The sequence below is a fragment of the Tibeticola sediminis genome, assembly GCF_003843835.1.
Classification (GTDB): Bacteria; Pseudomonadota; Gammaproteobacteria; order Burkholderiales; family Burkholderiaceae_C; genus Tibeticola; species Tibeticola sediminis.
This window is the reverse complement of sequence record NZ_RKQL01000001.1, coordinates 278672-300664: the sequence shown is the minus strand read 5'-3', so window position 1 is coordinate 300664 and position 21993 is coordinate 278672. Positions and strand designations below refer to the sequence as shown.

The following is a 21993-nucleotide window of genomic DNA, read 5'->3' as shown; positions in this document are numbered from 1 at the left end:
AGAGACTCAGGCGGTCACGGGGGTCGGGGTGCCGAGCGCGCGCAGCACGTCACGCACCATCTGCGCGCGGGCTGTTGCGTCGGGCAGGGCGCGCTCGATGCGCAGCTTTTCATTGCCGGCAAGCTTGATGTGGCGGTTCTTCTGAATCAATTCGATGATGCGCAGCGCCTCGATCGGCGGGTTGGGCCGAAAGCTGATGGTGATCACGCTTGGCGCTGCGTCCACCTTGGCGACGCCGTAGGGGGCCGAGAGCACCCGCAGCCGATGCACATCGATGAGCGTCTGCGCGGGCGGGGGCAGCTTGCCAAAGCGGTCCACCATTTCTTCGAGCAGGCCATCGATCTGTTCGTTGGTCTTGGCGGTGGCGAGCTTTTTGTAGAACGAGAGCCGCAGGTGCACGTCGCCACAATAGCTCTCGGGCAGCAGAGCGGGCGCGTGCAGGTTGATGTCGGTAGTCGCCGACAGCGGTGCGAGCAGGTCGGGCTCTTTGCCGGCTTTCAGGCTGCGCACCGCTTCGGCGAGCATCTCGTTGTAGAGCTGAAAGCCGATCTCCATCATGTTGCCGCTTTGGCTCTCGCCGAGCACCTCGCCCGCGCCACGGATTTCCAGATCGTGCATGGCCAGGTAGAAGCCGCTGCCGAGTTCTTCCATTTGCTGGATGGCTTCGAGCCGCTGCGCGGCCTGTTTGGTCAGGCCGTCCACGTCGGGCACGAGCAGGTAGGCGTAGGCCTGGTGGTGGCTGCGGCCCACGCGCCCGCGCAACTGGTGCAGCTGCGCGAGCCCGAATTTGTCGGCGCGGCTGATGACGATGGTGTTGGCCGTAGGCACGTCGATGCCGGTTTCGATGATGGTCGAGCACAGCAGCAGGTTGTAGCGCTGGGCGACGAAGTCGCGCATGACGCGCTCGAGCTCGCGCTCGGGCATTTGTCCGTGGGCGACGCCGATGCGCGCTTCGGGCAGCATCTCCTGCAGCTTCTGGCGGCGGTTCTCGATGGTTTCGACTTCGTTGTGCAGGAAATACACCTGGCCGCCGCGCTTCAATTCGCGCAGCACGGCCTCGCGGATGACGCCCTGGCCTTCGTTGCGCACGAAGGTCTTGATCGCCAGACGCCGCTGGGGCGCGGTGGCAATGACCGAGAGGTCGCGCATGCCTTCGAGCGCCATGCCCAGGGTGCGCGGAATCGGCGTAGCGGTCAGCGTCAGCACGTCGACCTCGGCGCGCAAGGCTTTCATCTGCTCCTTGTGGCGCACGCCGAAGCGGTGTTCTTCGTCGATGATGAGCAGGCCGAGGTTGTGAAACTTCGTCGAGGCGCTGAGCAGCTTGTGCGTGCCGACGACGATGTCCACCGTTCCGTCGGCCAGCCCCTTGAGGGTTGCATGGACTTCTTTGGTCGAGCGAAAGCGCGAGACCTCGGCCACTTTCACGGGCCACTTCGCGAAGCGGTCGGCCAGCGTCTGGTAGTGCTGCTCGGCCAGCAGCGTGGTGGGGGCGAGAAACGCCACCTGTTTGCCGCCGGTGACGGCGACGAAGGCCGCGCGCAGCGCGACCTCGGTCTTGCCAAAGCCCACGTCGCCGCAGACCAGGCGGTCCATGGGCCGCGGACTGATCATGTCCTGAATGACGGCATGAATCGCCGCTTTTTGATCGGCGGTTTCTTCGAAGCCGAAGTCGGCGGCGAACTGCTCGTAGTCGTGCGCGCTGAAGCGGAAGGCATGGCCTTCGCGTGCGGCGCGCCGTGCGTAGATGTTGAGCAGTTCGGCCGCGGTGTCGCGCACCTGCTCGGCGGCCTTGCGCTTGGCGCGCTCCCACTGGCCGCTACCGAGCTTGTGCAGCGGCGCCTCGTCGGCGCTCACGCCCGTGTAGCGGCTGACCAGTTGCAACTGGCTCACCGGCACATAGAGCACGGCCTTGTCGGCGTACTCGAGGTGTAAAAACTCCTGCAGCGCGGGGCTGCCGTCGGGGTTCTTCTCGCCCAGGTCCAGGCTCACCAGCCCGCGGTAGCGGCCGATGCCGTGAGCGCTGTGTACCACGGGGTCGCCCATGTTGAGCTCGGAGAGGTCTTTGATGAGCGCGTCGACGTCGCTGACCTGCTCCTGCTTCTTGCGCCGGCGCACGCTGGGGGCGGCGGCGAAGAGCTCGGTCTCGGTGATGAATTCCAGCCCGCGTTCGATCCAGGCAAAGCCCGCTTGCAGCGCGCCGGTGGCGATCCCCAGCGGCTCGTCGCTGGCTTCGAACTCAGCCAAACTGTCGAACGCGGGCGGCGAGACGCCCGCGTTGCGCAGGAAATCGAGCAGGCTTTCGCGCCGACCGTCGCTTTCGGCCAGCAGCAGCGCGCGCGCGGGCGTGGTGCGCAGGTGGGTCTGCAGGCGTGCCAACGGCTCGTCGGCGCCGCGCTGCACGGCGAGCTCAGGCAGGGGAGCCAGCCAGGGATGCGCCGCGGCGTCCTGCTCGGTCGGTCGCAGCGCCAACTGGGGCAGGTTTTTGGCTGCGGTGTAGAAGGCTTCCTGCGTCAGGAACAGGGCTTCTGGCGGCAGGATCGGGCGCTCAGGATCGCCTTGAAGCAGGCGGTAGCGTTCGCGGGTGTCTTGCCAGAACTGCGCAAAAGCCGCCTCGAGGTCGCCGTGCAGCACCAGCGTGGCGTCCGATCCGAGGTAATCGAAGACGGTGGCGGTTTCTTCGAAGAACAGCGGCAGGTAATACTCGATACCGGCGCTGGCTACGCCGTTGCCGATGTCTTTGTAGATGCGGCTGCGAGTTGGGTCGCCTTCGAGGAATTCTCGCCAACGCTGCCGAAATCGGCTGCGCGCAGCCTCGTCCATGGGGAATTCGCGGCCGGGCAGCAGCCGCACTTCGGGTACGGGGTAGAGGCTGCGCTGGCTGTCGGGGTCGAAGCTGCGAATGGAGTCGATCTCGTCGTCGAAGAGGTCGATCCGATAGGGCATGGGTGAGCCCATCGGAAACAGATCGATCAGGCCGCCGCGCACGGCATATTCACCGGGGCTGACGACTTGGGTGACATGGTTGTAGCCTGCCAGCGTCAATTGGCTCTTGAGCGCCTGCGCATCGAGCCGTTGCCCAACCTTGAAGTGAAAGGTGTAGGCCGCCAGGAATGAGGGCGGCGCGAGGCGGTAGAGCGCGGTCGATGCAGGAACCACGATCACGTCGGCGCCTTGCTCCCGATCGCGCTGCTGAATGCGCCAAAGCGTTGCGAGTCGCTCGGAGATCAGGTCTTGGTGCGGCGAAAAGCTGTCGTAGGGCAGCGTTTCCCAATCGGGGAAGAGGGCGCAGCGCAACTCGGGCGCGAAGAAGGCCAGTTCCTCGATCAGCCGAACCGCGTCGGTCGCTTGAGCCGTCACGATGGCGACGGGGCGCCCGTCGGTGCGCGCGCGGCGCGACAGCTCGGCAAGCAGCAGACTGTCGGCCGACGCGGCGGGCTGGGGCATCGTGTAACGACGCGCGGGGGTGAGTTTGGGTAGTTCCATGCGTGCGGTGGGCGGGTGGTGCCCAGAACGAACACCCCCGGCCCAAGGGTAGGCCGGGGGTGCGTCCGGGATTTTAGAATGGCAAGTTCCGCGCCGCTGCCCTCTCATGACCGAAACCGCACCGATTCCCCGTCTTCATGCGCTGGTTCCCTGTGCGGGCGTGGGCCTGCGGGCGCAAGCGAACGGGCCCAAGCAGTACGCCGACCTGGAAGGGCGGCCGGTGGTCATGCATACCCTCGATGCGCTCTTGGCGGTGCCGCGGCTTGCGCGCATTCTCGTGGTGGTCGCGCCGGGGGATGGTTTCTTGCCGGTGCCCGATGCCAGGGTCGAAGTGGCGGACTGCGGGGGCGTGAGCCGGGCCCAGTCGGTATTCAATGGGGTCGAGCGGCTGCTAGAGAGCGGGGCGGATCCTGCGGATTGGGTGCTGGTGCATGATGCGGCGCGCTGTCTGGTGGCGCCGGCCTTGGTCGAGGCGCTGATCGATGCTTGCATCGACGACCCGGTCGGTGGCTTACTGGCGTTGCCGGTTGCCGATACCCTCAAGCGTTCGGTCGAAGGCCGCGCGGCCGAAACGATCGAGCGCAGTGACAAGTGGCTCGCGCAGACGCCTCAAATGGCGCGCCTGGGCTTGTTGCATCGGGCTTTGGCCGCCCGGGCGCCGGCTTTCGTCGGGGTCACCGACGAGGCCCGCGCGCTCGAGGGCTTGGGTTTGCGGCCGCGTCTCGTGCCGGGAAGCCCATGGAACATCAAATTGACCTACCCGCAGGACTTCGTTCTGGCGCGGGCCTTGCTGCGGAGTCTGGCGTGATGAGCGATGACGAAATGGCTGCGGCGGCCTTGAACATCCGCATCGGCGAGGGCTGGGATGTGCACGCGCTGGTGCCGGGGCGGCGTTTGGTCATCGGCGGGGTTGAGATTCCCCATGCGATGGGCCTGTTGGGCCACTCGGACGCCGATGTGTTGTTCCACGCGGTGACCGATGCGGTGCTGGGCGCCGCAGGCCTTGGCGACATCGGTCGGCACTTCCCCGACGACGACGCCCGGTTCCAAGGGGCCGATTCGGCCGTGCTGCTGGCTGAGGCCGTGCGCCGCGCGTTGCAGGCAGGCTGGCGGGTCGCAAACGTGGACAGCACGGTGGTGGCCCAGAGCCCAAGGCTTGCCCCCCACATCCCGGCGATGACGGTCGCCCTCGCGCGGGCCCTCGGCGTTGAATCGGCCCAAGTGAACATCAAGGCCAAGACCGCCGAACGCCTTGGCCCCGTGGGGCAGGGCGCCGCGATCGAGGCCCGTGCGGTGGCGCTCCTGGTTAGGCTGCGCGATGCAGCACGATGAAGGCCGCCAGGCCGCCGGTGCTGCTGTTTTTGAGCGAAAAGCGCCCACCCATGCGTTCGACGGTCTTGGCGACGATGGACAAACCCAGACCAGCGCCCGTGGCGGCGGTGCGGGCGGCATCGCCCCTGAAAAAGGGCTTGGTCAGTTTATCGAGGAGTTCGGGCGCGACGCCCATGCCGTGATCGCGCACCTTGATGTGGATTTCATCGTCTTTGACGCGTGCGCCGATGTCGACCCGCGCGATGCCGGTTTCGGGTGATTTGCCATAGCGGCGGGCGTTCTCGATGAGGTTGGAGAGCACGCGCGCGAGTTCGACTTCATCGGCCATGACGCGGATCCCGGCGGGGATGTCCAGATCGATCGATATGTCAGCGGCGTCCTTGAAGGGATAGATGCAGGCTTCGACGATCTCGGACAGGGACACTGGGCGCAACTCGGCCTGTCCCGGACGGGCGTATTCCAGGAATTTGTCGATGATCGCGTCGAGTTGGGCGATGTCGGCGATCATGTGCTCACGCGCATCGGGGTCGGCGACGCTCATTTCGGCTTCGAGGCGCAGGCGCGCAAGCGGTGTGCGCAGGTCGTGGGAAATACCAGCGAGCATCACGGCGCGATCCTGTTCGATCTTGGCCAATTGCGCCGCCATGCGGTTGAAGCCGATATTGACCTCGCGGATTTCGCTGGTGACGGCCCGCTCGTCGAGGTGGCTCGCATCGAAGTCGCCGTCGCGCACGCGGCTGGCGGCAAAGGAGAGTTTTTTGAGCGGCTGGTTGATGAGCCGCGCGATGAAGGCAGCGCCGAGCAGCGACAGCGCCGCTGCGGTGGCAAGCCAGATGAGCCAGGTCTCGCCACCCACGGGGCGCAGACGGGCGGGGTCCATCAGCAGCCAATAGGCATCGCCATCGATGTCAAAGCCGACCCAAAGGCCGCTTTCGCCGTTGACGGAACTGGCAACCAGGGTGCCGCTGCCGAGGCGCGCGCCGAGCTCGCGCGCGATCCGCTCCTCCATCGCGTCGCCACGGTAGGGTGTGTAGCGGTCGTTGGGCTCGCGCGGGACGATGCGCACGCCTTCGCGCGTGGCCAGCTCTTTGATCAGCGACAGCCGGGCAATTCCGTCGGAGTGGACCAGCGCCGCGCGCGTGAGGTTGACCAGCGAGGCGACTTGCTGCGCCGCGAGGACAGCGCGCGGCTCATACTCAAACGCGCGAAAGGTTTGCATCCACGCCACGCTGCTGCCGACGAGCAGCAGGGCGAGCATGATGAAGGTTCGCCAGAACAGGCTGAGTTCGAAGCGGGCGCGTCGGCGCTGGCGCGCTTCGAGGGGCGCCGGTGCCGTCCCGAGCGGCGCAACCGCGGAGACAGGTCCGCTCTGGGCGCCGGAGGGTCGGCGTTCAGCTCGCATCCGGGACGAAGACATAGCCCACGCCCCAGACCGTCTGGATGAAGCGCGGCGAAGCCGGGTCGGGCTCGATGAGTTTGCGCAGCCGCGAGATCTGCACGTCGAGACTGCGGTCAAAGGGCTCGAATTCGCGGCCGCGCGCGAGCTGCGCGAGCTTTTCACGGGACAGGGGCTGCCGCGGGTGACGGACCAAGGCCTTGAGCATCGCGAATTCACCGGTCGTCAAGGGGATGTCTTCGCCGTTCTTGCGCAGTTGGCGCGCCCCGAGGTCGAGGGTGTAGGGGCCAAACTGCACGACCTCGTTCTCACTCGAGGGCGCGCCGGGGGCCTCCATCACCGGACGCCGCCGCAGAACCGCGTGGATGCGTGCGAGCAACTCGCGCGGGTTGAAGGGCTTGCCGAGATAGTCGTCGGCGCCGACTTCGAGGCCGACGATGCGATCCACATCCTCGCCTTTGGCGGTCAGCATGATGATCGGTGTGCGGTCGTTGGCCGCGCGCATCCGCCGGCAGATGGACAGGCCGTCTTCGCCGGGCATCATCAGGTCGAGCACGATCAGGTCGACCGTCTCCCGCAGCAAGAGGCGATTGAGCGCCTTGCCGTCCTCGGCGACGATGACTTCGAAGCCCTCCTGCGCCAAGTAGCGACGGAGCAAATCTCGGATGCGGGCATCGTCATCGACGATGACGATCTTGTCGGGGCGGCTGGTCGTGTTCATCGGGGTGTTCTCCGCGGGCGAAATTTGTAACAGCGCCGATTTTGCGGGCAGCCCCGCGGTTTTGGGCCCGATTCGCAGTGCTTTTTCCCGCAGTTACAAATGTTGCCCCGCATCGAAGCTTCCCTACGTTTCGCGATAACGCTTCGGGGCCAATGGCGGGAATAATCCGGCGCATGAAATCCGCTCCTGTCGTCTGGACTCTGTTCGCTGCCTGCAGTTGCGTCGCCGCCCAGCCGGCCGATGCGCAGGCTGCGCGCGCTGCATCGCCCCAGCTTCGGCAGTGGCTGCAGACGCAGCGTCAGGAGGCGGCGGCACCAGTGGCACCCGAGCCGCGTCGCTTGACGGCGGACGAGCGCGCCCGCTTGCGTGAGCAGATCCGTCAGAGTGGCACCGGCGCGCGTTGAGCGCGGAGTTGAGCGCCGAAGGGGCGCAGGATTGCGTTGCTCGGCCGTCACGCGTGGTCATCCCGGGCCCTTGGGCGTGCCGAGCCCGTGCAGGCACCCTTTTGAGAAGAATCCGGCTGGGAAGCCCTTCAGCAGCGAATTTTGAACAAAAACCGCCGGAGGCCAGCGTCAAACGGCCCGATATTGCTATGAACTTGAGAGCAAGGCGGAGGTGCTCATTGCGCCACCCAGCCGCCGTCCATGTTCCAGGCCACCCCGCGTACGTTGTTCGCGGCGGGTGAGCAGAAAAAGACCGCCAGCGCCCCCAATTCCTCGGGCGTGGTGAACTGCATCGAGGGCTCTTTTTCGCTCAGCAGCAAGCGCTTGGCCTCCTCGTTGCTGACGCCGAGCGCGGCGGCCTTGGCGTCCACCTGTTTTTGCACCAGCGGGGTCAGCACCCAGCCTGGGCAAATGGCATTGCAGGTCACGCCGGTGGTCGCGGTTTCGAGCGCCACCGTCTTGGTGAAGCCGACCAAGCCGTGCTTGGCTGCGACGTAGGCCGATTTCTCCGCCGAGGCTACCAGCCCATGCACCGAGGCGACGTTGATCACACGGCCCCAGTTGGCCGCGCGCATCGCCGGCAGCGCAAGCCGCGTCGTGTGGAAGGCGCTGGAGAGGTTGATGGCGAGGATCGCGTCCCATTTCTCGACCGGGAAATCCTCCACCCGGGCCACATGCTGGATGCCGGCGTTGTTCACGAGGATGTCCACCCGGCCGAAGGTTTGGGCCGCGTGTTGCATCAGGGCTTCGATTTCGGCCGGCCGGCTCATGTCGGCGCCGTGGTAACTGACCTCGACGCCGAGCGCGGCGATGCTGGCACGGGCCGATTCGACATCGCCAAATCCGTTGAGGACGATGTTGGCGCCTTCGCGCGCCAGCGCTTGCGCAATGCCGAGACCGATTCCGCTGGTCGAGCCGGTTACGAGGGCTGTCTTGCCTTTGAGCATGGTGTGAACTCCGGTTGATTTACGATGCACGCGACGCCGCGATGCAAGTCAGAAACGGGCTGGATTATCGGCCCCGACCCCCGGGCGCGGCTGACACGAAAATGACCATGACCCTGAACGGACCGACCCTCGAACACGTCGCCTGCGCGGACCTTATGGTCGCCGGCGCAACGCACCGCATGGCCTACACACAGTGGGGCGACGCGCAGGCCGCGCACGTCGTCGTTTGCGTGCATGGCCTCTCGCGCCAGGGGCGGGACTTCGACGCGCTCGCACTCGCCCTGCTCGAACAGGCGCCGGCGCCCTTGCGCGTCGTCTGCCCGGACATCGTAGGCCGGGGCGGGAGCGACTGGCTGCTCGACCCGCGCGCTTATCAACTGCCGCAGTACGTCTCCGATCTGGTGACTTTGCTCGATGCGCTGCACCGGCAGGCGCCGATCGCCGTGCTCGACTGGGTTGGCACCAGCATGGGCGGGCTGATCGGCATGGCCGTGTGCGGCCGGCATGACTTGCCGCTGCCGGTGGCGGTGCGGCGGCTGGTGCTCAACGACGTGGGGCCGGCGGTGCAGTGGGCGGCCATCGAGCGCATCGCGCAATACCTGGGGCGTGGCTCGCGTTTTGCGACGCTCGACGAGGCGGCCGATGCCCTGTGGGCGATTTCCTCGTCTTTTGGGCCGCACTCGCGGGCTCAGTGGCTCGACTTGTGCCGCCCGATGCTGCGCCCGGATCCCCTCGGTGGCTATCGGCTGCACTACGACCCGGCAATCGCTTTGCCGCTGCGCGCGCTGACCCCTGAGGCAGCCGCCGCCGCTGAGGCGGTGATGTGGGCGCTCTTTGATGCGATCGAGGCGCGCACCCTCTTGCTGCGCGGCGCCGACTCCGACCTGCTCTCCCGCGAGACTGCGCAAGCCATGGGCGAGCGTGGCCCGCGCGCGCGCTGCGTGGAGTTTGCCGGTGTCGGCCACGCTCCGACCCTGGTCGCCGACGATCAGCGCGCGGTGGTCAGCGGCTTTCTCTTCGATCCAGAGCCATGAGCGCCGCACCGGTGGGTTCCCCAGCCCGCTCGAACCGCCATGCGGAGCACGAGGGTGTGCCCGTGAGCGCAGCGTTGGGTGCTTCCGCAATCGCCGCGGCCGATGCGCAGGCTTCGCAAAGCTCGGCTCCCGCAGGCCCTGCCGCGGTCGTGCTGGCCGCGACCGCCGGGCCAGCCGATGCAGCCCTGGTTGCCCGGGCGCGGGCGTTTGCCGAGCCGCTGATCGCCGCGCAGGCGCTCGATACCGGCGAAAACATGCTCGAACACGCGGATTCCGTAGTCGCGATTCTTCGCAGCATGGATACGGGCGACGACACCCAGGCCGCGGCCTATCTCGTCTACACGACCGAGGTGCTCACCCGACCACAGGAAGTCATCGCCAAGGCCTTTGGCGCGGGGCTCGCGGCTCTTGCCGTCGAGACGGCCCGGCTCGTCAAGGTCCAGCGGCTCTCGCGTGCCGCCCAGGCCGCTGCTTCCGACGGCGTGGATCCGGCGGTCCAAACCGAAAACGTGCGCAAGATGCTGCTGGCCTTCAGCCGTGACCTGCGCGCGGTGCTGCTGCGGCTGGCCTCACGGCTGCAGACGCTGCGCTGGCATGCCGCGAGCCGTCAGCCCTTGTCCCCGGTTTTGGCACAGGAGACGCTGCAGGTGTTCGCGCCGCTGGCTAACCGGCTTGGCATCTGGCAGATCAAATGGGAACTGGAAGACCTGGCCTTCCGGTTCCTCGAGCCCGAAACCTACAAGCAGATCGCTCGGCTGCTCGATGAAAAGCGCGCGGGCCGCGAGGCCTACATGGCCGCGCTGCGTGAGCGCCTCGAGCACGAGCTGAGTGCTCTGGGCATTCGCGCCCGCGTCGAGGGCCGGCCCAAGCACATCTACAGCATCGTGCGCAAGATGCGGGGCAAGGGTCTGGATTTCAGCCAGGTGTTCGATGTGCGTGCGCTGCGCGTGATCGTGCCGCGCCTCGAGGACTGCTACACGGTGTTGGCCTGGGTGCATGAGCACTTCACGCCCATCCCCGAAGAGTTCGACGACTACATTGCCAAACCCAAACCCAACGGCTACCAGTCGCTGCACACGGTCGTGCGCGATCCCACCGACGGCAAACCGATCGAAATCCAGATCCGCACCGAGGCCATGCACGCGCATGCCGAGCACGGCGTCGCCGCCCACTGGGCGTACAAGGAGGCCGGCACCAAGGGCTATGCCGGCGTGAGCGCGTCGAGCGGATACGACGCCAAGATTGCGGTGCTGCGCCAGCTGCTCGCGTGGGAGCGCGATCTTTCGGGGGCCGTACGCGACCAAGGCCTGTTCGACGACCGCATTTATGTGCTCACGCCCGACGCTGCGGTGATCGAGCTGCCGCAAGGGGCGACACCGGTTGATTTTGCTTATGCGGTGCACACCAACCTCGGCCACCGCTGTCGCGGCGCGCGGGTCGACGGCGCGATGGTGCCGCTCAACACGCCGCTGAAGAACGGTCAGACGGTCGAGATCGTGGCGGCCAAGGAAGGTGGGCCGTCGCGCGACTGGCTCAACCCCGAACTGGGCTTTTTGGCCAGCCCCCGCGCTCGCTCCAAGGTGCGCGCCTGGTTCAACGCCCAAATGGCCGAGGAGACGGCCGCGCGCGGTCGCGAGGCGGTCGAACGCCTGCTGCAACGAGAAGGCAAGACCAGCATCAAGCTCGAAGATCTCGCGTCGCAACTCGGGTTCAAGTCGGCTCAGGCCATGTTCGATGTGGTCGGCAAGGATGAATACTCCTTGCGCAACATCGAAGCCTTGCTGCGCCCGAGCCCTGCCGCCGAAGACGATTCCGAGGCTCAGCTGTTCCGCAAGCTCCGCAGCGGTCCGGAGAAGGCAGCGAGCGGCGGCGTGTTGGTGGTCGGGGTCGACTCCTTGCTGACCCAGCTCGCGCGCTGCTGCCGCCCCGCGCCGCCAGATGCGATCAGCGGCTTCGTCACCCGCGGCAAAGGGGTGAGCGTGCACCGAAGCGACTGCAGCAACTTCCGGCAAATGGCTTTGCGCAACCCCGATCGGGTCATCCCGGTGGCGTGGGGACGGTCCGCGGCGTCGGGTGCTGCGGTGTATCCGGTCGACATCGCGATCGAGGCCGTCGACCGGCAGGGGCTGTTGCGCGATATTTCCGAAGTCTTTGCCCGCGAGCGCATGAACGTGGTTGGCGTGCAGACGCAAAGCGTCAAAGGCATCGCGTGGATGACTTTCACGGTCGAGGTCTCGAGTGCGACGCGGCTCGGTGCTGCGCTCGCGGCGGTGCGCGCCGTGGCTGGCGTGCGGCGGGCGCGTCGCCGTTGACGCTGCGAATTTTTTGCATCCGCATCGCGGCGCAGAGCCGGGGGACGCTTGGTTTGCTGCTATACTAGCGGCTTCAAACGATCTTAGGCGCGTAGCTCAGCTGGTTAGAGCACCACCTTGACATGGTGGGGGTCGTTGGTTCGAGTCCAATCGCGCCTACCAATCTTTCTTCTTTCCGCACAGCGGCCCGGGTATCGCCGGAGTGGCTTGAGTGTGGGGGTTCTTGGAATGCGTGCTGTTTGCCCGATTGGGCGCGGCGCCGAAGGACCAGCCGAGGAGTTTTACCGTGTCTGCACCAAGACCAGCCTCTGCCGCCGGGAAGGCGACTGTGCGCATCATCAAAAAATATCCCAATCGCCGTCTCTACGACACCGCCGCATCGAGCTACATCACGCTGGCCGAAGTCAAGCGGCTCGTGATGGCCGGCGAGCCCTTCGTCGTGCGTGACGCCAAGACCGGCGAGGACCTCACCCGCAGCATCCTGCTGCAAATCATCCTCGAGGAAGAAGCGGGCGGCGCACCGATGTTTTCCGAGGCGGTGCTGGCGAACTTCATCCGGTTCTACGGACACGCGATGCAAGGCTTCATGGGCGCCTATCTCGAAAAGAACGTCCAGGCCTTTGCCGAGCTCCAGGCCAAGCTGTTGGAACAGGCCAAAGGTCTTTCGCCTGAGGCGCTGGCGCAGTTTCTGAGTCTTCAATCCCCGATGGTGCAGGCCATGATGGGCGCTTATGCGGAGCAGTCGCGCACTGTGTTTCAGCAGATGCAGGAACAGATTCAAAAGCAGACCGAGCAACTCATGGGCGCCTTTGGCCTCAAGCGTTGAGCCCGCCCTGACCCCGCCATGGACGCCATGAACGAACCAGCCCCGTCGGCGACGGTTGCCAGCGCCGCGGATGCACCGCGCATCGGCTTCGTCAGCCTCGGTTGCCCCAAGGCTTTGACCGACTCCGAGTTGATCCTCACGCGCCTGAGCGCCGAAGGCTACCGCACGAGTAAGACGTTCGAGGGTGCCGATCTGGTGATCGTCAACACCTGCGGCTTCATTGACGATGCGGTCCGAGAAAGCCTCGACGCCATCGGTGAAGCCCTGGCCGAAAACGGCAAGGTGATCGTCACGGGCTGCCTGGGCGCCAAGACCGGCGCGGACGGCGGCAATCTGGTGCGCCAGATTCACCCGAGCGTGCTGGCAGTGACGGGCCCACATGCGACCGACGAAGTGCTCGATGCCGTCCATGCGCATTTGCCGCGGCCGCACGACCCCTTCATCGACCTCGTGCCCGGAGCGTTTGGCGAAGCGGGGCTCAAGCTCACGCCGCGGCATTACGCTTACCTCAAGATCAGCGAGGGCTGTAACCACCGCTGCACCTTCTGCATCATCCCGTCGATGCGCGGCGACCTCGTGAGCCGCCCCATCGGGGACGTCCTGCGCGAAGCGCGCGCGCTGTTTGAAGGTGGCGTGAAGGAGTTGCTGGTCATCAGTCAGGACACGTCGGCCTACGGTGTGGATGTCAAATACCGCACCGGCTTTTGGGAGGGGCGTCCCATCAAGACGCGGATGACCGAGCTGGCCCGTGCCCTGGGTGAACTGGCTGCCGAACATGGTGCCTGGGTGCGCTTGCATTACGTCTATCCCTACCCACATGTGGATGAGGTCCTCGAGCTGATGGCCGAGGGGCTGGTCTTGCCGTATCTCGACGTGCCTTTCCAGCACAGCCACCCCGAGGTACTGCGCCGGATGAAGCGGCCGGCGAGCGGCGAACGCAACCTCGAGCGGATCGAGCGTTGGCGTGCCATGTGCCCCGAACTCGTGATCCGCAGCACCTTCATTGCGGGGTTTCCCGGCGAGACCGAGGAAGAGTTCGAACATCTGCTCGACTTCATCCGCGCGGCACGGATCGATCGCGCCGGGTGTTTTGCGTACAGCCCGGTGCAGGGCGCTGCGGCCAATGCGCTGCCGGGCATGCTGCCCGCGGCGGTGCGTGAGGAGCGGCAATCGCGCTTCATGGCGGTGGCCGAGGCGGTTTCGGTTGAGAAGCTGCGCGGGCGCATCGGGCAGACGCTGCAGGTGCTGGTCGACTCTGCGCCGGCGCAGGGCCGACGGGGCGGGGTGGGCCGCAGCTATGCCGATGCGCCGGAAATCGACGGCACGGTGCGGCTGCTGCCGCCGGAGAAGATCAGCAAGACGCTCAAAGTCGGGGAATTCACCCGCGCCCGGGTGGTCGACGCACAAGGGCATGACCTCGTGGCGGTGCCGGTTTGATCGGTGCCTTGGTGGGGTTCCGCTGGCTGATGCCCGCTGGCGGCCGATGGCGCGAATCGATGACGGCATCGGCGCTGCTGAGCGTCATTGCCAAAAACAAAATTGCCAAAAACAAAAAAGCCGCTGGGGTGGCCAGCGGCTTTCAGACTCGAAACCGATCACTCGGTTTGTTTAAACTTGGTGCCCAGGAGAGGACTCGAACCTCCACGCCTCTCAGCGCTAGTACCTGAAACTAGTGCGTCTACCAATTCCGCCACCTGGGCATCTCAGGAAGTAAAGGATTATATATCAAAAATTTGACTCCAACCAGCGCGTTGCTGGATGAAATCGAGGGAACCGTCCAAGGTCATCGCGACGGGCATGGATTCGTCGTTCGAGACGATGGCGGGCCGGACATCTACCTGCCGCCCAATGAAATGCGCGCAGTGCTGCACAACGACCGGGTCAAGGTCCGTGTCGTGCGGACCGATCGACGCGGGCGCCCGGAAGGCCGCGTGCTTGAAATCGTCGAACGCCCGGCGCAGCCGATCATCGGTCGGCTGCTGCACGAAGGCGGGGTTTGGCTCGTCGCGCCCGAAGACAAGCGCTATGGGCAGGACATCCTGATCCCCAAAGGCGGACTCGCGGGTGCCCAGGTCGGGCAGGTGGTGGTGGTCGAACTGACCGAGCCGCCCGCTTTGTTCGGCCAGCCGGTCGGGCGCATCCGCGAGGTGCTGGGCGAGATCGACGATCCCGGGATGGAGATCGAGATCGCCGTGCGCAAGTACGGCGTGCCTCATGTCTTTTCGGACGCCTGCATCGCCGAGGCGCGCAGCCTGCCTGAAACGGTCCAGCCGCAGGACAAAGTCGGGCGCGTGGACCTGACCGATGTTCCGCTGGTCACGATCGACGGTGAGGACGCACGCGACTTCGACGATGCGGTCTATTGCGAGCCGGCGCGGATCGGCCGCGCTAAGGGCTGGCGCCTGCTCGTGGCCATTGCCGATGTGAGCCACTACGTGCGCAACGGCAGTGCGATCGACATCGATGCGTACGAGCGGGCGACGTCGGTTTATTTCCCGCGGCGGGTCATTCCGATGCTGCCCGAGAAACTCTCCAACGGTCTGTGCTCGCTCAACCCGGAGGTCGAGCGGCTGTGCATGGTCTGCGACATGCTGATTACCGCTAAAGGCGAGATTCACGCCTACCAGTTCTACCCGGCGGTGATGTTCAGTCATGCGCGCTTCACCTACAACGAGGTGGCGGCGATTCTGGCCAACACCCGCGGGTCGGAAGCTCAGCGGCGCAAGGAACGTGTGCCGGATCTGCTCAACCTGCATGACGTGTATCGCGCTCTGCTTTCCCAGCGGATCCAACGGGGGGCGGTCGATTTCGAGACCACCGAGACGCAGATCGTTTGCGATGAGGCGGGGCGGATCGAGCGCATCGTGCCGCGCACGCGCACCGAGGCGCACCGCTTGATCGAGGAGGCCATGCTCGCTGCCAATGTGTGCAGTGCGGACTTCATCGACCAGGGCAAGCACCCGGGGCTGTACCGGGTTCATGAAGGGCCGACGCCCGAAAAGCTCGAACTGCTGCGCAACTACCTCAAGGCGCTCGGCGTAGGGCTCACGCTCGGCGAGCGCCCGGAGCCGGGCGACTTCCAGCGCATCGCCGAGGCTACGAAAGACCGGCCCGATGCGCAGCAAATTCACACGATGTTGCTGCGTTCGATGCAACAGGCGATCTATTCGCCGGTGAACAAAGGGCATTTCGGGCTGGCTTATCCGGCCTACACCCATTTCACCAGCCCGATCCGGCGCTACCCGGATCTGCTGGTGCACCGGGTCATCAAGGCCTTGCTCGCGGGCGAGCGCTATCAACTGCCCACGCTGCCCATACCCGGCGAAGCGCAGGCCAAGCTGGCCCGCCGGCTCGAAAAAGGCCAGGCGCCGCGCCCGGGGCAGGTCGCCGCGCCTCGGCCCAAACTCAGCGGCGAGATGTTGGCCTGGGAAGCCGCCGGACTGCATTGCAGTGCGGCCGAGCGTCGCGCCGATGAGGCCAGCCGGGATGTCGAGGCGTGGCTCAAGTGCGCCTACATGCGCGAGCATTTGGGCGAGGAATACGCCGGCGTCGTCACCGCCGTCACGGGTTTTGGCATTTTCGTCACGCTCGACCAGATGTATGTCGAAGGCCTGGTGCACATCACGGAGCTTGGCCAGGAGTATTTCCGCTTCGATGAGGTCCGCCAGGAACTGCGCGGGGAGCGAACCGGTGTCCGGTACGCGATCGGAAGCCGGGTTCGTGTGCAGGTGAGCCGTGTCGATCTCGATGGCCGGCGCATCGATTTTCGTCTGGTGCAGGAGGGCGAGTCGGGCTCGGGGCGAGCGGGCCGCAGCAGCGCGAGCGTCGGCCGGGAGCGGGCTGAGTCGGGCGCGAGCGGTGCCGAGCCCGCAGCCGCCGACACCGAAGGTCGCCCGCGCGGCACGGGACGCGGTCGGCGCGGCGACTCGGGCGCCGCCGGACGGGAAAAGCCCAAATCGAAAGGCGCTGCAGCACCGGCGCCCCAGCCGGGTGCGGCTCCGAAGCAGCGCGGGCGTAAGTCGCGGCGCTGAGGCAGGGCTGAACAGCGGCCTCTGTGCTAAGGCAACGCTGAACAAGTCCCTCGCGCGTCGCGCATCCCGGCTGCGGGCGGTCTGCTTCGTTGCAAATCCTCGCCATAGCTGCGGCTATGGCTGCGGTTTGCGCCTCGCATCCCATCCCGCGGCCGGGCGCGCGCCATCGCGGGAACTTATTCAGCGTTGCCCTAAGGCTGCAGCGCTTGGGCCAGCCGGAGCGCGGTCAAGGCTTGTGCCGGCGGGAAATGATCGGCGGCGGCGCCGTGCTCTTGCACGGCGGTGACGGCCGCCTCGAAGGGGTCGGGCACGACCGCGAGTCGCGCACCGCAGAGGCCGGCGAGCACGTCGCCGGTACCGCCGGTGGCTAGGCGCGCATTGCCGGTCGTGTTGATGACGGGCGTTCGATCGGGTGCGGCGATGATGCTGCCTGAGCCTTTGAGAATCACGGTGCAGCCGAAGGCAGCGACCAAGGCCCGCGCGGCTGCGATTCGGTCGGCTTGAACGGAGTGCGCATCGGTGCCGAGCAACCGCGCCGCTTCGAGCGGGTGCGGCGTGAGCACGGTGGCCCGATGGCTTTGTTGCCGGCGCTGCAGGCGCGTGCGCAGTTCGGCGTCGGCCGCGATGCGGTTGAGCGCATCAGCATCGAGCACGAGGCGGGCCGAGTGCTCGAGGACCTCGGGCAAAACCGTCTGCACCGCCTCGCCACCACCGCAGCCGCAAACCACGGTGCTGCGCTGCGGGTCGATCGCTTCGAACCGTCGCAACATCAACTCGGCCTGTTCGGGCAGGGCGGAAAGCGCGCCCTCGTCCAGCAGGCACAGCATGACCCGGCCGGCACCGGCATGCAGCGCGGCGGTGGCTGCCAGCTGCGCCGCGCCCGTCATGCCCCTGCCGCGCCGCGCAAGACCTTCGCCGCCGATGACTGCGATGTCACCCCAATGGCCTTTGTGACTCGCTTGTGGCCGGGGCGGTCGGGGGGGCGTGGCGCGCAGTTCCGCCACGGCGCTCTCCGCAGGGGGCGGCATGTCGAGGTCGTCCCACCACACGGTGCCCGCCGTGTCGCGGCCGAGGGCCGTGAAGAGCCCAGGCTTGAGGGTCAGGAGGCTCAAGGTGAATTTCGCATGAATGACGCTGGATCCCGGCGCCAAATGGTCGCTTTGTGCTCCTGAAATCAGAGTGGAGCCGGTGTCGGCGCTCAGCCCCGTGGGAACGTCGACCGCGAGTGTTGGCGCGGCGGAGGCGTTCATCGCCGCGATCCACTCGGCCATGCGACCCTGGGGCGCGCGCCGCGCGCCGATACCGAGCAGCGCGTCGATGCACAGATCCCGTGGCGTCAGGCCGTCGGGCGGCGCGGGCGCGAAGCCGACGCCGGCGGCCTGTGCGCGTGCCAGCGACGCTCGGGTGTCCGGGCTTGCGCGGTCGGGGTCGCCCAGCCAGGTTACGACGACGGACGAGCCGAGGCCTTGGAGCTGGGCCGCCGCTTCAAGGCCGTCGCCGCCGTTGTTGCCGGGGCCGCAGGCGATCCAGATCGTCCGGGCATGCGGAGCGAGCGCGCGCGCGAGGCGGGCCACCGCGAGCCCGGCGCGTTGCATCAGCGTGTGCGGCGGCAAGATCGCGGCGGCCGCGGCTTCGATGGCGCGCGTGGCGGAAACCGCATGGAGGGGCAGAGGCCGAGAGGGATCGGGGACGGCAGGGCGCAACATGGCGCGATTGTGCCGCGAGGCCCGTTCAGCGCCGCAGGCCGAGCCGTTCGATCCCCAGGCCTTCGAGCTCGATCTCGGGCTTGCGGCCCGCGATGCGGTCGGCCAGGGCCCGAGCGCTGCCGCAAGCCAGCGCCCAGCCGCTCGACCCGTGGCCGAGGTTGAGCCACAGCCCGGGCAGGCCGCTTGGGCCGATCACGGGCGGTCCGTCGGGCAGCATCGGGCGTGCGCCCCTCCATTCCTGCACGCCGTGGGCATAGTCGGCCGCGCCGGGAAACCAGTCTTGCAAGACCTTGTAGAGCGTGCGCAGCGCCTTGGCGTCCATCCGGCCTTGGGGTGCGCCCAGTTCGGCACTGCCCGCGACGCGCACCCGCTGCCCGAGCCGTGAGATGGCCACCTTGTAGCGTTCATCCATCACGGCGCTGCGCGGCGCGTTCAGGGGTTCGCGGATGCGCGCGGTGATCGAATAGCCATGCACCGCTGCGAGCGGCAGCCGTATGCCCAGCGGCCGCAGCAACGCATCGGAGGCCACTCCGGCGCAGACCACGACGGCATCGAAACTTTGGGGGGCGGGCTCGCCTTCGACCCGGACCATCGGACTCGGCGTCATCACCAGAGCGGTGACCTTCGCGCGGAACGCGAACCGAACGCCCCGTGCCCGCGCCCGTTCGCGCAGCAGCAGGGTGAACTGGCGGCAGTTGCCTACCTCGTCGTCGGGCAGGTGGATGGCGCCGGCCAGGGGCGTTTGGGCGCTCAACGCGGGCTCGATGTGCCGCGCCTGGGCAGCGTCAATTTCGGCGTAGCGGATTTCCGCTGCGCGCAGCAGTTCCAAGCCCGAGCGGGCCTGTTTCAGGTCCTCTTCGGAACGCAGCAGCACCAGATAGCCTTCGCTGCGTTCGTATTCCAGTCGTTCCTGGGCCGTGAGCCGATGCAGCCGCTCGCGGCTGTAGAGCGCCAGCCGCTGCATGTGCGCGCGGTTGCGGGCCGAGCGCTCCCGTTCGCAGGCGCGCCACCAATTCCAGGCCCATCGCCACTCGCTGAGCGACAGGGCGCCGTGCAGCCGCACGGGCGCATGGGCTCGAAACAGGTCGACGAACACTTTGCGGCGCATGCCGGGCGCGGCCCAGGGCGTCACATAGCCGGGTGCGATGACGCCGGCATTGGCAAAGCTCGTTTCCTCGGCGACGCTGCCGTGACGCTCGAAGACGGTGATTTCGTGGCCGTCGCTGGCCAGCTCAAAAGCGGTGGTCACGCCGATCACACCGGCGCCCACGATGGCAATTTTCATGAATTGGGTCATTTTGCCGGCATTGCCGGCGTCAATCGGTGCTTTGTTGCTATTTTATTTGAAGCGACTCCTCGACCCGGAGGCCGAGATTGAGGATCGCTTCGTCGCGCATGGCTGGTGCCCAAAGCATCAGCCCGACCGGCAGTTCGTCCGGCGTGTGGCAGGGCAGCGTAAGCGCGCAGCCGTCGAGCATATTGACCACGCTGGTGTGGCGCAGCAGCAAGCCGTTGACGCGAAAAAATTCGGCATCCCGCGCCGCGTCGAGCGCAGCGTCGCGACCGTCCGCGGGCGCCACGTCGGCCAAGCGGGGAGCGACGATCGGCGTGGTGGGTGAGAGCACGGCGTCGTAGTCGCGCAAGGCGGCCGCCATGCGCGCGATCCAGCGCCGGCGCCCCGCGATCAGCTCGATGTAGGCATAAGCGGGCACCTCGGCTCCGCGCAGGATGCGCGCGGCCACCCGCGGGTCGTACTCGGCCCCTTGCTTGGCGATGCGCTCGCGATGCCAGGCGTAGCTCTCCACCGGCGAAAAATGGGCGCGTGCGGTCAGCTCCGTCAGTTCGTCCAAAACCGGAAGGTCGATTTCCTCGACTTGCGCCCCCGCTTGTCGCAGTCGGGCAAGGCTGCGCTCGAACGCGCGGCCGACCGTCTCGTCGAGCGTTTCGAGCATGGGGTGGCGCACCACCGCGAGCCGCCAGGCGGCGAGCGGCGCCGCCGTGCGCGTGACCGTACGCGCGGCGAGCAGCTCGTGTACCAGGATCGCGTCGCGCACGCTGCGGGTGAGCGCGCCCACCGTGTCGAGCGTGATCGACAGCGGCACCGTGCCTTCGGTCGGCACGCATCGGGCGGTGCTCTTGAAACCCACGATGCCGTTGAGTGCCGCCGGAATGCGCACCGAGCCCCCCGTATCCGAACCCAGGCCGATCAGCGCCGCGCCCGTGGCGACCGACACCGCAGCGCCCGAAGACGACCCGCCGGGCACGCGCGGCTCATCCGGTGCGCCGACTGTCTGATGCCAACGCCCGTCGAACGCCGCGGGCGTGGGGTAGTGCGGGTTGGTGCCCACGCCCGAGAACGCAAACTCGACCATGTGTGTGCGGCCGATCAAGCTGCCCTCGCCCGCCAACAGCCGCGCCACCGCCGGTGCGTGCTGCGTCGCCGGCGGCTCGTCGGCCAGCACGCGCGAGCCCGCGCGCGTGACCTCGCCGGCGACATCGAACAAGTCCTTCACGCTGAACGGCAATCCAGCCAGCGGGGGCAGCGGCCGGCCCGCGCGCAGGTCGGCATCGACCGAGGCAGCCTGCGCACGGGCGCGCTCGGGTGTGAAGTGCATCCAGGCGGCCCGCCCGGCCGGGCTCAGCGCGCGCTCGATCGATCGCTCGACCTGCTCGGCGGCGGAGGTGTGGCCGCGCCAGATGCTCAAACGCAGGCTAGTGAGGTCGTGCGGCATGGGGCAGAGGGGCGGGATGCAGAAGGTGCGTAATGCTAGAATCGAGCGGTTTTGCAGCTTGCAGCACGAACGCTGTGGCGCTTGCCAAAACCAATCGCAAACCGGCTTATCCAGGTGTTGCGCCGGGGTGTAGCTTCAGGGAAAGACCTGTGCTCCACGGCCCGGCGCGATTTCGAGCCGGATTTTAGACCCAACCTTTGGAGTGAAAACATGAACGTCACCATGCGCGAAATGCTCGAGGCCGGTGTGCATTTCGGCCACCAGACCCGTTTCTGGAACCCCAAGATGGCTCCGTACATCTTCGGTCAGCGCAACAAGATTCACATCATCAACCTGGAAAAGACGCTGCCGATGTTCCAGGACGCGATGAAATTCGCGCGTCAGCTCTCGGCCAATCGCGGCACCATCCTCATGGTCGGCACCAAGCGTCAGGCGCGCGACATCGTCGCCGCCGAGGCGCAGCGCGCCGGCGTCCCCTACGTGACCCAGCGCTGGCTCGGCGGCATGTTGACGAACTTCAAGACCGTCAAGACCTCGATCAAGCGCCTCAAGGACATGAAGGCGCAACAGGAAGCGGGTCTGGAGTCCATGAGTAAAAAGGAACAGCTCATGTTCGCCCGTGAGATCGAGAAGCTCGAGCGCGACATCGGTGGTATCCAGGACATGAACGCGCTGCCCGACGCGCTGTTCGTCATCGACGTTGGCTATCACAAGATTGCCGTGCTCGAGGCGCAGAAGCTCGGTATTCCCATCATCGGCGTGGTGGACACCAACCACTCGCCCGAAGGCATCGACTACGTCATTCCGGGCAACGACGACTCCGCCAAGGCGGTGGCTCTGTATGCGCGCGGCATTGCCGACGCGATTTTGGAAGGCCGCGCTGAAGGCGGCTCGGCGGCACCGGCCGTCGCTGCAGGCTCCGACGAGTTCGTCGAGGTCGAGGGCTCTGCGGCCTGAGTCCAGCCCAACGCGGCGAAAGGGGCTGTTGCCCCTTTTTTCTTTGAACGAAATTTTTGAGACGATGGAGTAA

General features: G+C 66.7%; 16 protein-coding genes and 2 tRNA genes. 10 read left to right on the top strand and 8 right to left on the bottom strand.

Annotated features, from left to right (window positions below):
* Positions 1-6 precede the first annotated feature (6 nt).
* Positions 7-3483, bottom strand: a complete 3477-nt coding sequence (gene mfd / locus EDC62_RS01465; RefSeq protein WP_124219663.1) for a transcription-repair coupling factor — start codon at positions 3481-3483, stop codon at positions 7-9.
* A 106-nt stretch (positions 3484-3589) separates the two neighbouring features.
* Here mfd and ispD point away from each other — a divergent pair, with 106 nt between their 5' ends.
* Together ispD and ispF are read left to right on the top strand one after the other, a co-directional pair.
* A complete protein-coding gene (ispD, locus tag EDC62_RS01460) occupies positions 3590-4291 on the top strand; it encodes a 2-C-methyl-D-erythritol 4-phosphate cytidylyltransferase (RefSeq protein ID WP_124219660.1) in 702 nt (233 codons plus the stop codon).
* A gap of 29 nt (positions 4292-4320) precedes the next feature.
* The gene (gene ispF, locus EDC62_RS01455; RefSeq protein ID WP_211330918.1) at positions 4321-4815 is read left to right on the top strand and encodes a 2-C-methyl-D-erythritol 2,4-cyclodiphosphate synthase; all 495 of its coding nucleotides are present in this window, start codon (positions 4321-4323) and stop codon (positions 4813-4815) included.
* On the opposite strand, the gene EDC62_RS01450 is transcribed toward ispF, so the two are convergent.
* Complete coding sequence (locus EDC62_RS01450; protein ID WP_124219657.1) at positions 4790-6217, bottom strand: sensor histidine kinase; 1428 nt, start codon at positions 6215-6217, stop codon at positions 4790-4792. The two genes, ispF and EDC62_RS01450, sit on opposite strands and share 26 nt — an antisense overlap.
* Positions 6207-6932: an osmolarity response regulator transcription factor OmpR gene (gene ompR / locus EDC62_RS01445; protein ID WP_124219655.1), complete on the bottom strand. Its 726-nt coding sequence runs from the start codon at positions 6930-6932 to the stop codon at positions 6207-6209. Before ompR ends, EDC62_RS01450 begins: the two co-directional genes overlap by 11 nt.
* A gap of 173 nt (positions 6933-7105) precedes the next feature.
* On the opposite strand from ompR, the gene EDC62_RS01440 reads away from it, so the two are divergent.
* Positions 7106-7336 (top strand): hypothetical protein, encoded by a 231-nt coding sequence (locus EDC62_RS01440; RefSeq protein ID WP_124219652.1) that lies wholly within the window; start codon positions 7106-7108, stop codon positions 7334-7336.
* 215 nt (positions 7337-7551) lie between these two features.
* On the opposite strand, the gene EDC62_RS01435 is transcribed toward EDC62_RS01440, so the two are convergent.
* Positions 7552-8322: a 3-hydroxybutyrate dehydrogenase gene (locus EDC62_RS01435; protein WP_124219649.1), complete on the bottom strand. Its 771-nt coding sequence runs from the start codon at positions 8320-8322 to the stop codon at positions 7552-7554.
* 101 nt (positions 8323-8423) lie between these two features.
* Here EDC62_RS01435 and EDC62_RS01430 point away from each other — a divergent pair, with 101 nt between their 5' ends.
* The 5 genes from EDC62_RS01430 (at position 8424) to rimO (ending at position 13931) form a co-directional block, all read left to right on the top strand.
* Positions 8424-9356: an alpha/beta fold hydrolase gene (locus EDC62_RS01430; protein WP_425469935.1), complete on the top strand. Its 933-nt coding sequence runs from the start codon at positions 8424-8426 to the stop codon at positions 9354-9356.
* A complete protein-coding gene (locus EDC62_RS01425) occupies positions 9353-11668 on the top strand; it encodes a RelA/SpoT family protein (protein WP_124219646.1) in 2316 nt (771 codons plus the stop codon). Before EDC62_RS01430 ends, EDC62_RS01425 begins: the two co-directional genes overlap by 4 nt.
* A gap of 85 nt (positions 11669-11753) precedes the next feature.
* A tRNA-Val gene (locus tag EDC62_RS01420) sits at positions 11754-11830 on the top strand.
* 124 nt (positions 11831-11954) lie between these two features.
* The gene (phaR, locus tag EDC62_RS01415; protein WP_124219644.1) at positions 11955-12494 is read left to right on the top strand and encodes a polyhydroxyalkanoate synthesis repressor PhaR; all 540 of its coding nucleotides are present in this window, start codon (positions 11955-11957) and stop codon (positions 12492-12494) included.
* Between the two features lie 27 nt (positions 12495-12521).
* Positions 12522-13931, top strand: coding sequence for a 30S ribosomal protein S12 methylthiotransferase RimO (rimO, locus tag EDC62_RS01410; RefSeq protein WP_124219641.1), 1410 nt, complete (start codon positions 12522-12524; stop codon positions 13929-13931).
* A 178-nt stretch (positions 13932-14109) separates the two neighbouring features.
* On the opposite strand, the gene EDC62_RS01405 is transcribed toward rimO, so the two are convergent.
* Positions 14110-14194 (bottom strand) — tRNA-Leu (locus EDC62_RS01405).
* 33 nt (positions 14195-14227) lie between these two features.
* Here EDC62_RS01405 and rnr point away from each other — a divergent pair.
* Positions 14228-16525, top strand: coding sequence for a ribonuclease R (gene rnr, locus EDC62_RS01400; RefSeq protein ID WP_245968706.1), 2298 nt, complete (start codon positions 14228-14230; stop codon positions 16523-16525).
* A gap of 191 nt (positions 16526-16716) precedes the next feature.
* Here the strand turns inward: rnr and EDC62_RS01395 are convergent, their stop codons facing one another.
* The 3 genes from EDC62_RS01395 to EDC62_RS01385 are packed head-to-tail and all read right to left on the bottom strand — an operon-like array spanning position 16717 to position 20963.
* Positions 16717-18231: an NAD(P)H-hydrate dehydratase gene (locus EDC62_RS01395; protein ID WP_124219635.1), complete on the bottom strand. Its 1515-nt coding sequence runs from the start codon at positions 18229-18231 to the stop codon at positions 16717-16719.
* Between the two features lie 25 nt (positions 18232-18256).
* Positions 18257-19516, bottom strand: a complete 1260-nt coding sequence (locus EDC62_RS01390) for a D-amino acid dehydrogenase (protein ID WP_124219633.1) — start codon at positions 19514-19516, stop codon at positions 18257-18259.
* A 49-nt stretch (positions 19517-19565) separates the two neighbouring features.
* Entirely contained in the window at positions 19566-20963 is a 1398-nt protein-coding gene (locus EDC62_RS01385) for an amidase (protein WP_124219631.1), read from the bottom strand.
* Between the two features lie 210 nt (positions 20964-21173).
* On the opposite strand from EDC62_RS01385, the gene rpsB reads away from it, so the two are divergent.
* The gene (rpsB, locus tag EDC62_RS01380; RefSeq protein WP_124219629.1) at positions 21174-21920 is read left to right on the top strand and encodes a 30S ribosomal protein S2; all 747 of its coding nucleotides are present in this window, start codon (positions 21174-21176) and stop codon (positions 21918-21920) included.
* Positions 21921-21993 lie beyond the last annotated feature (73 nt).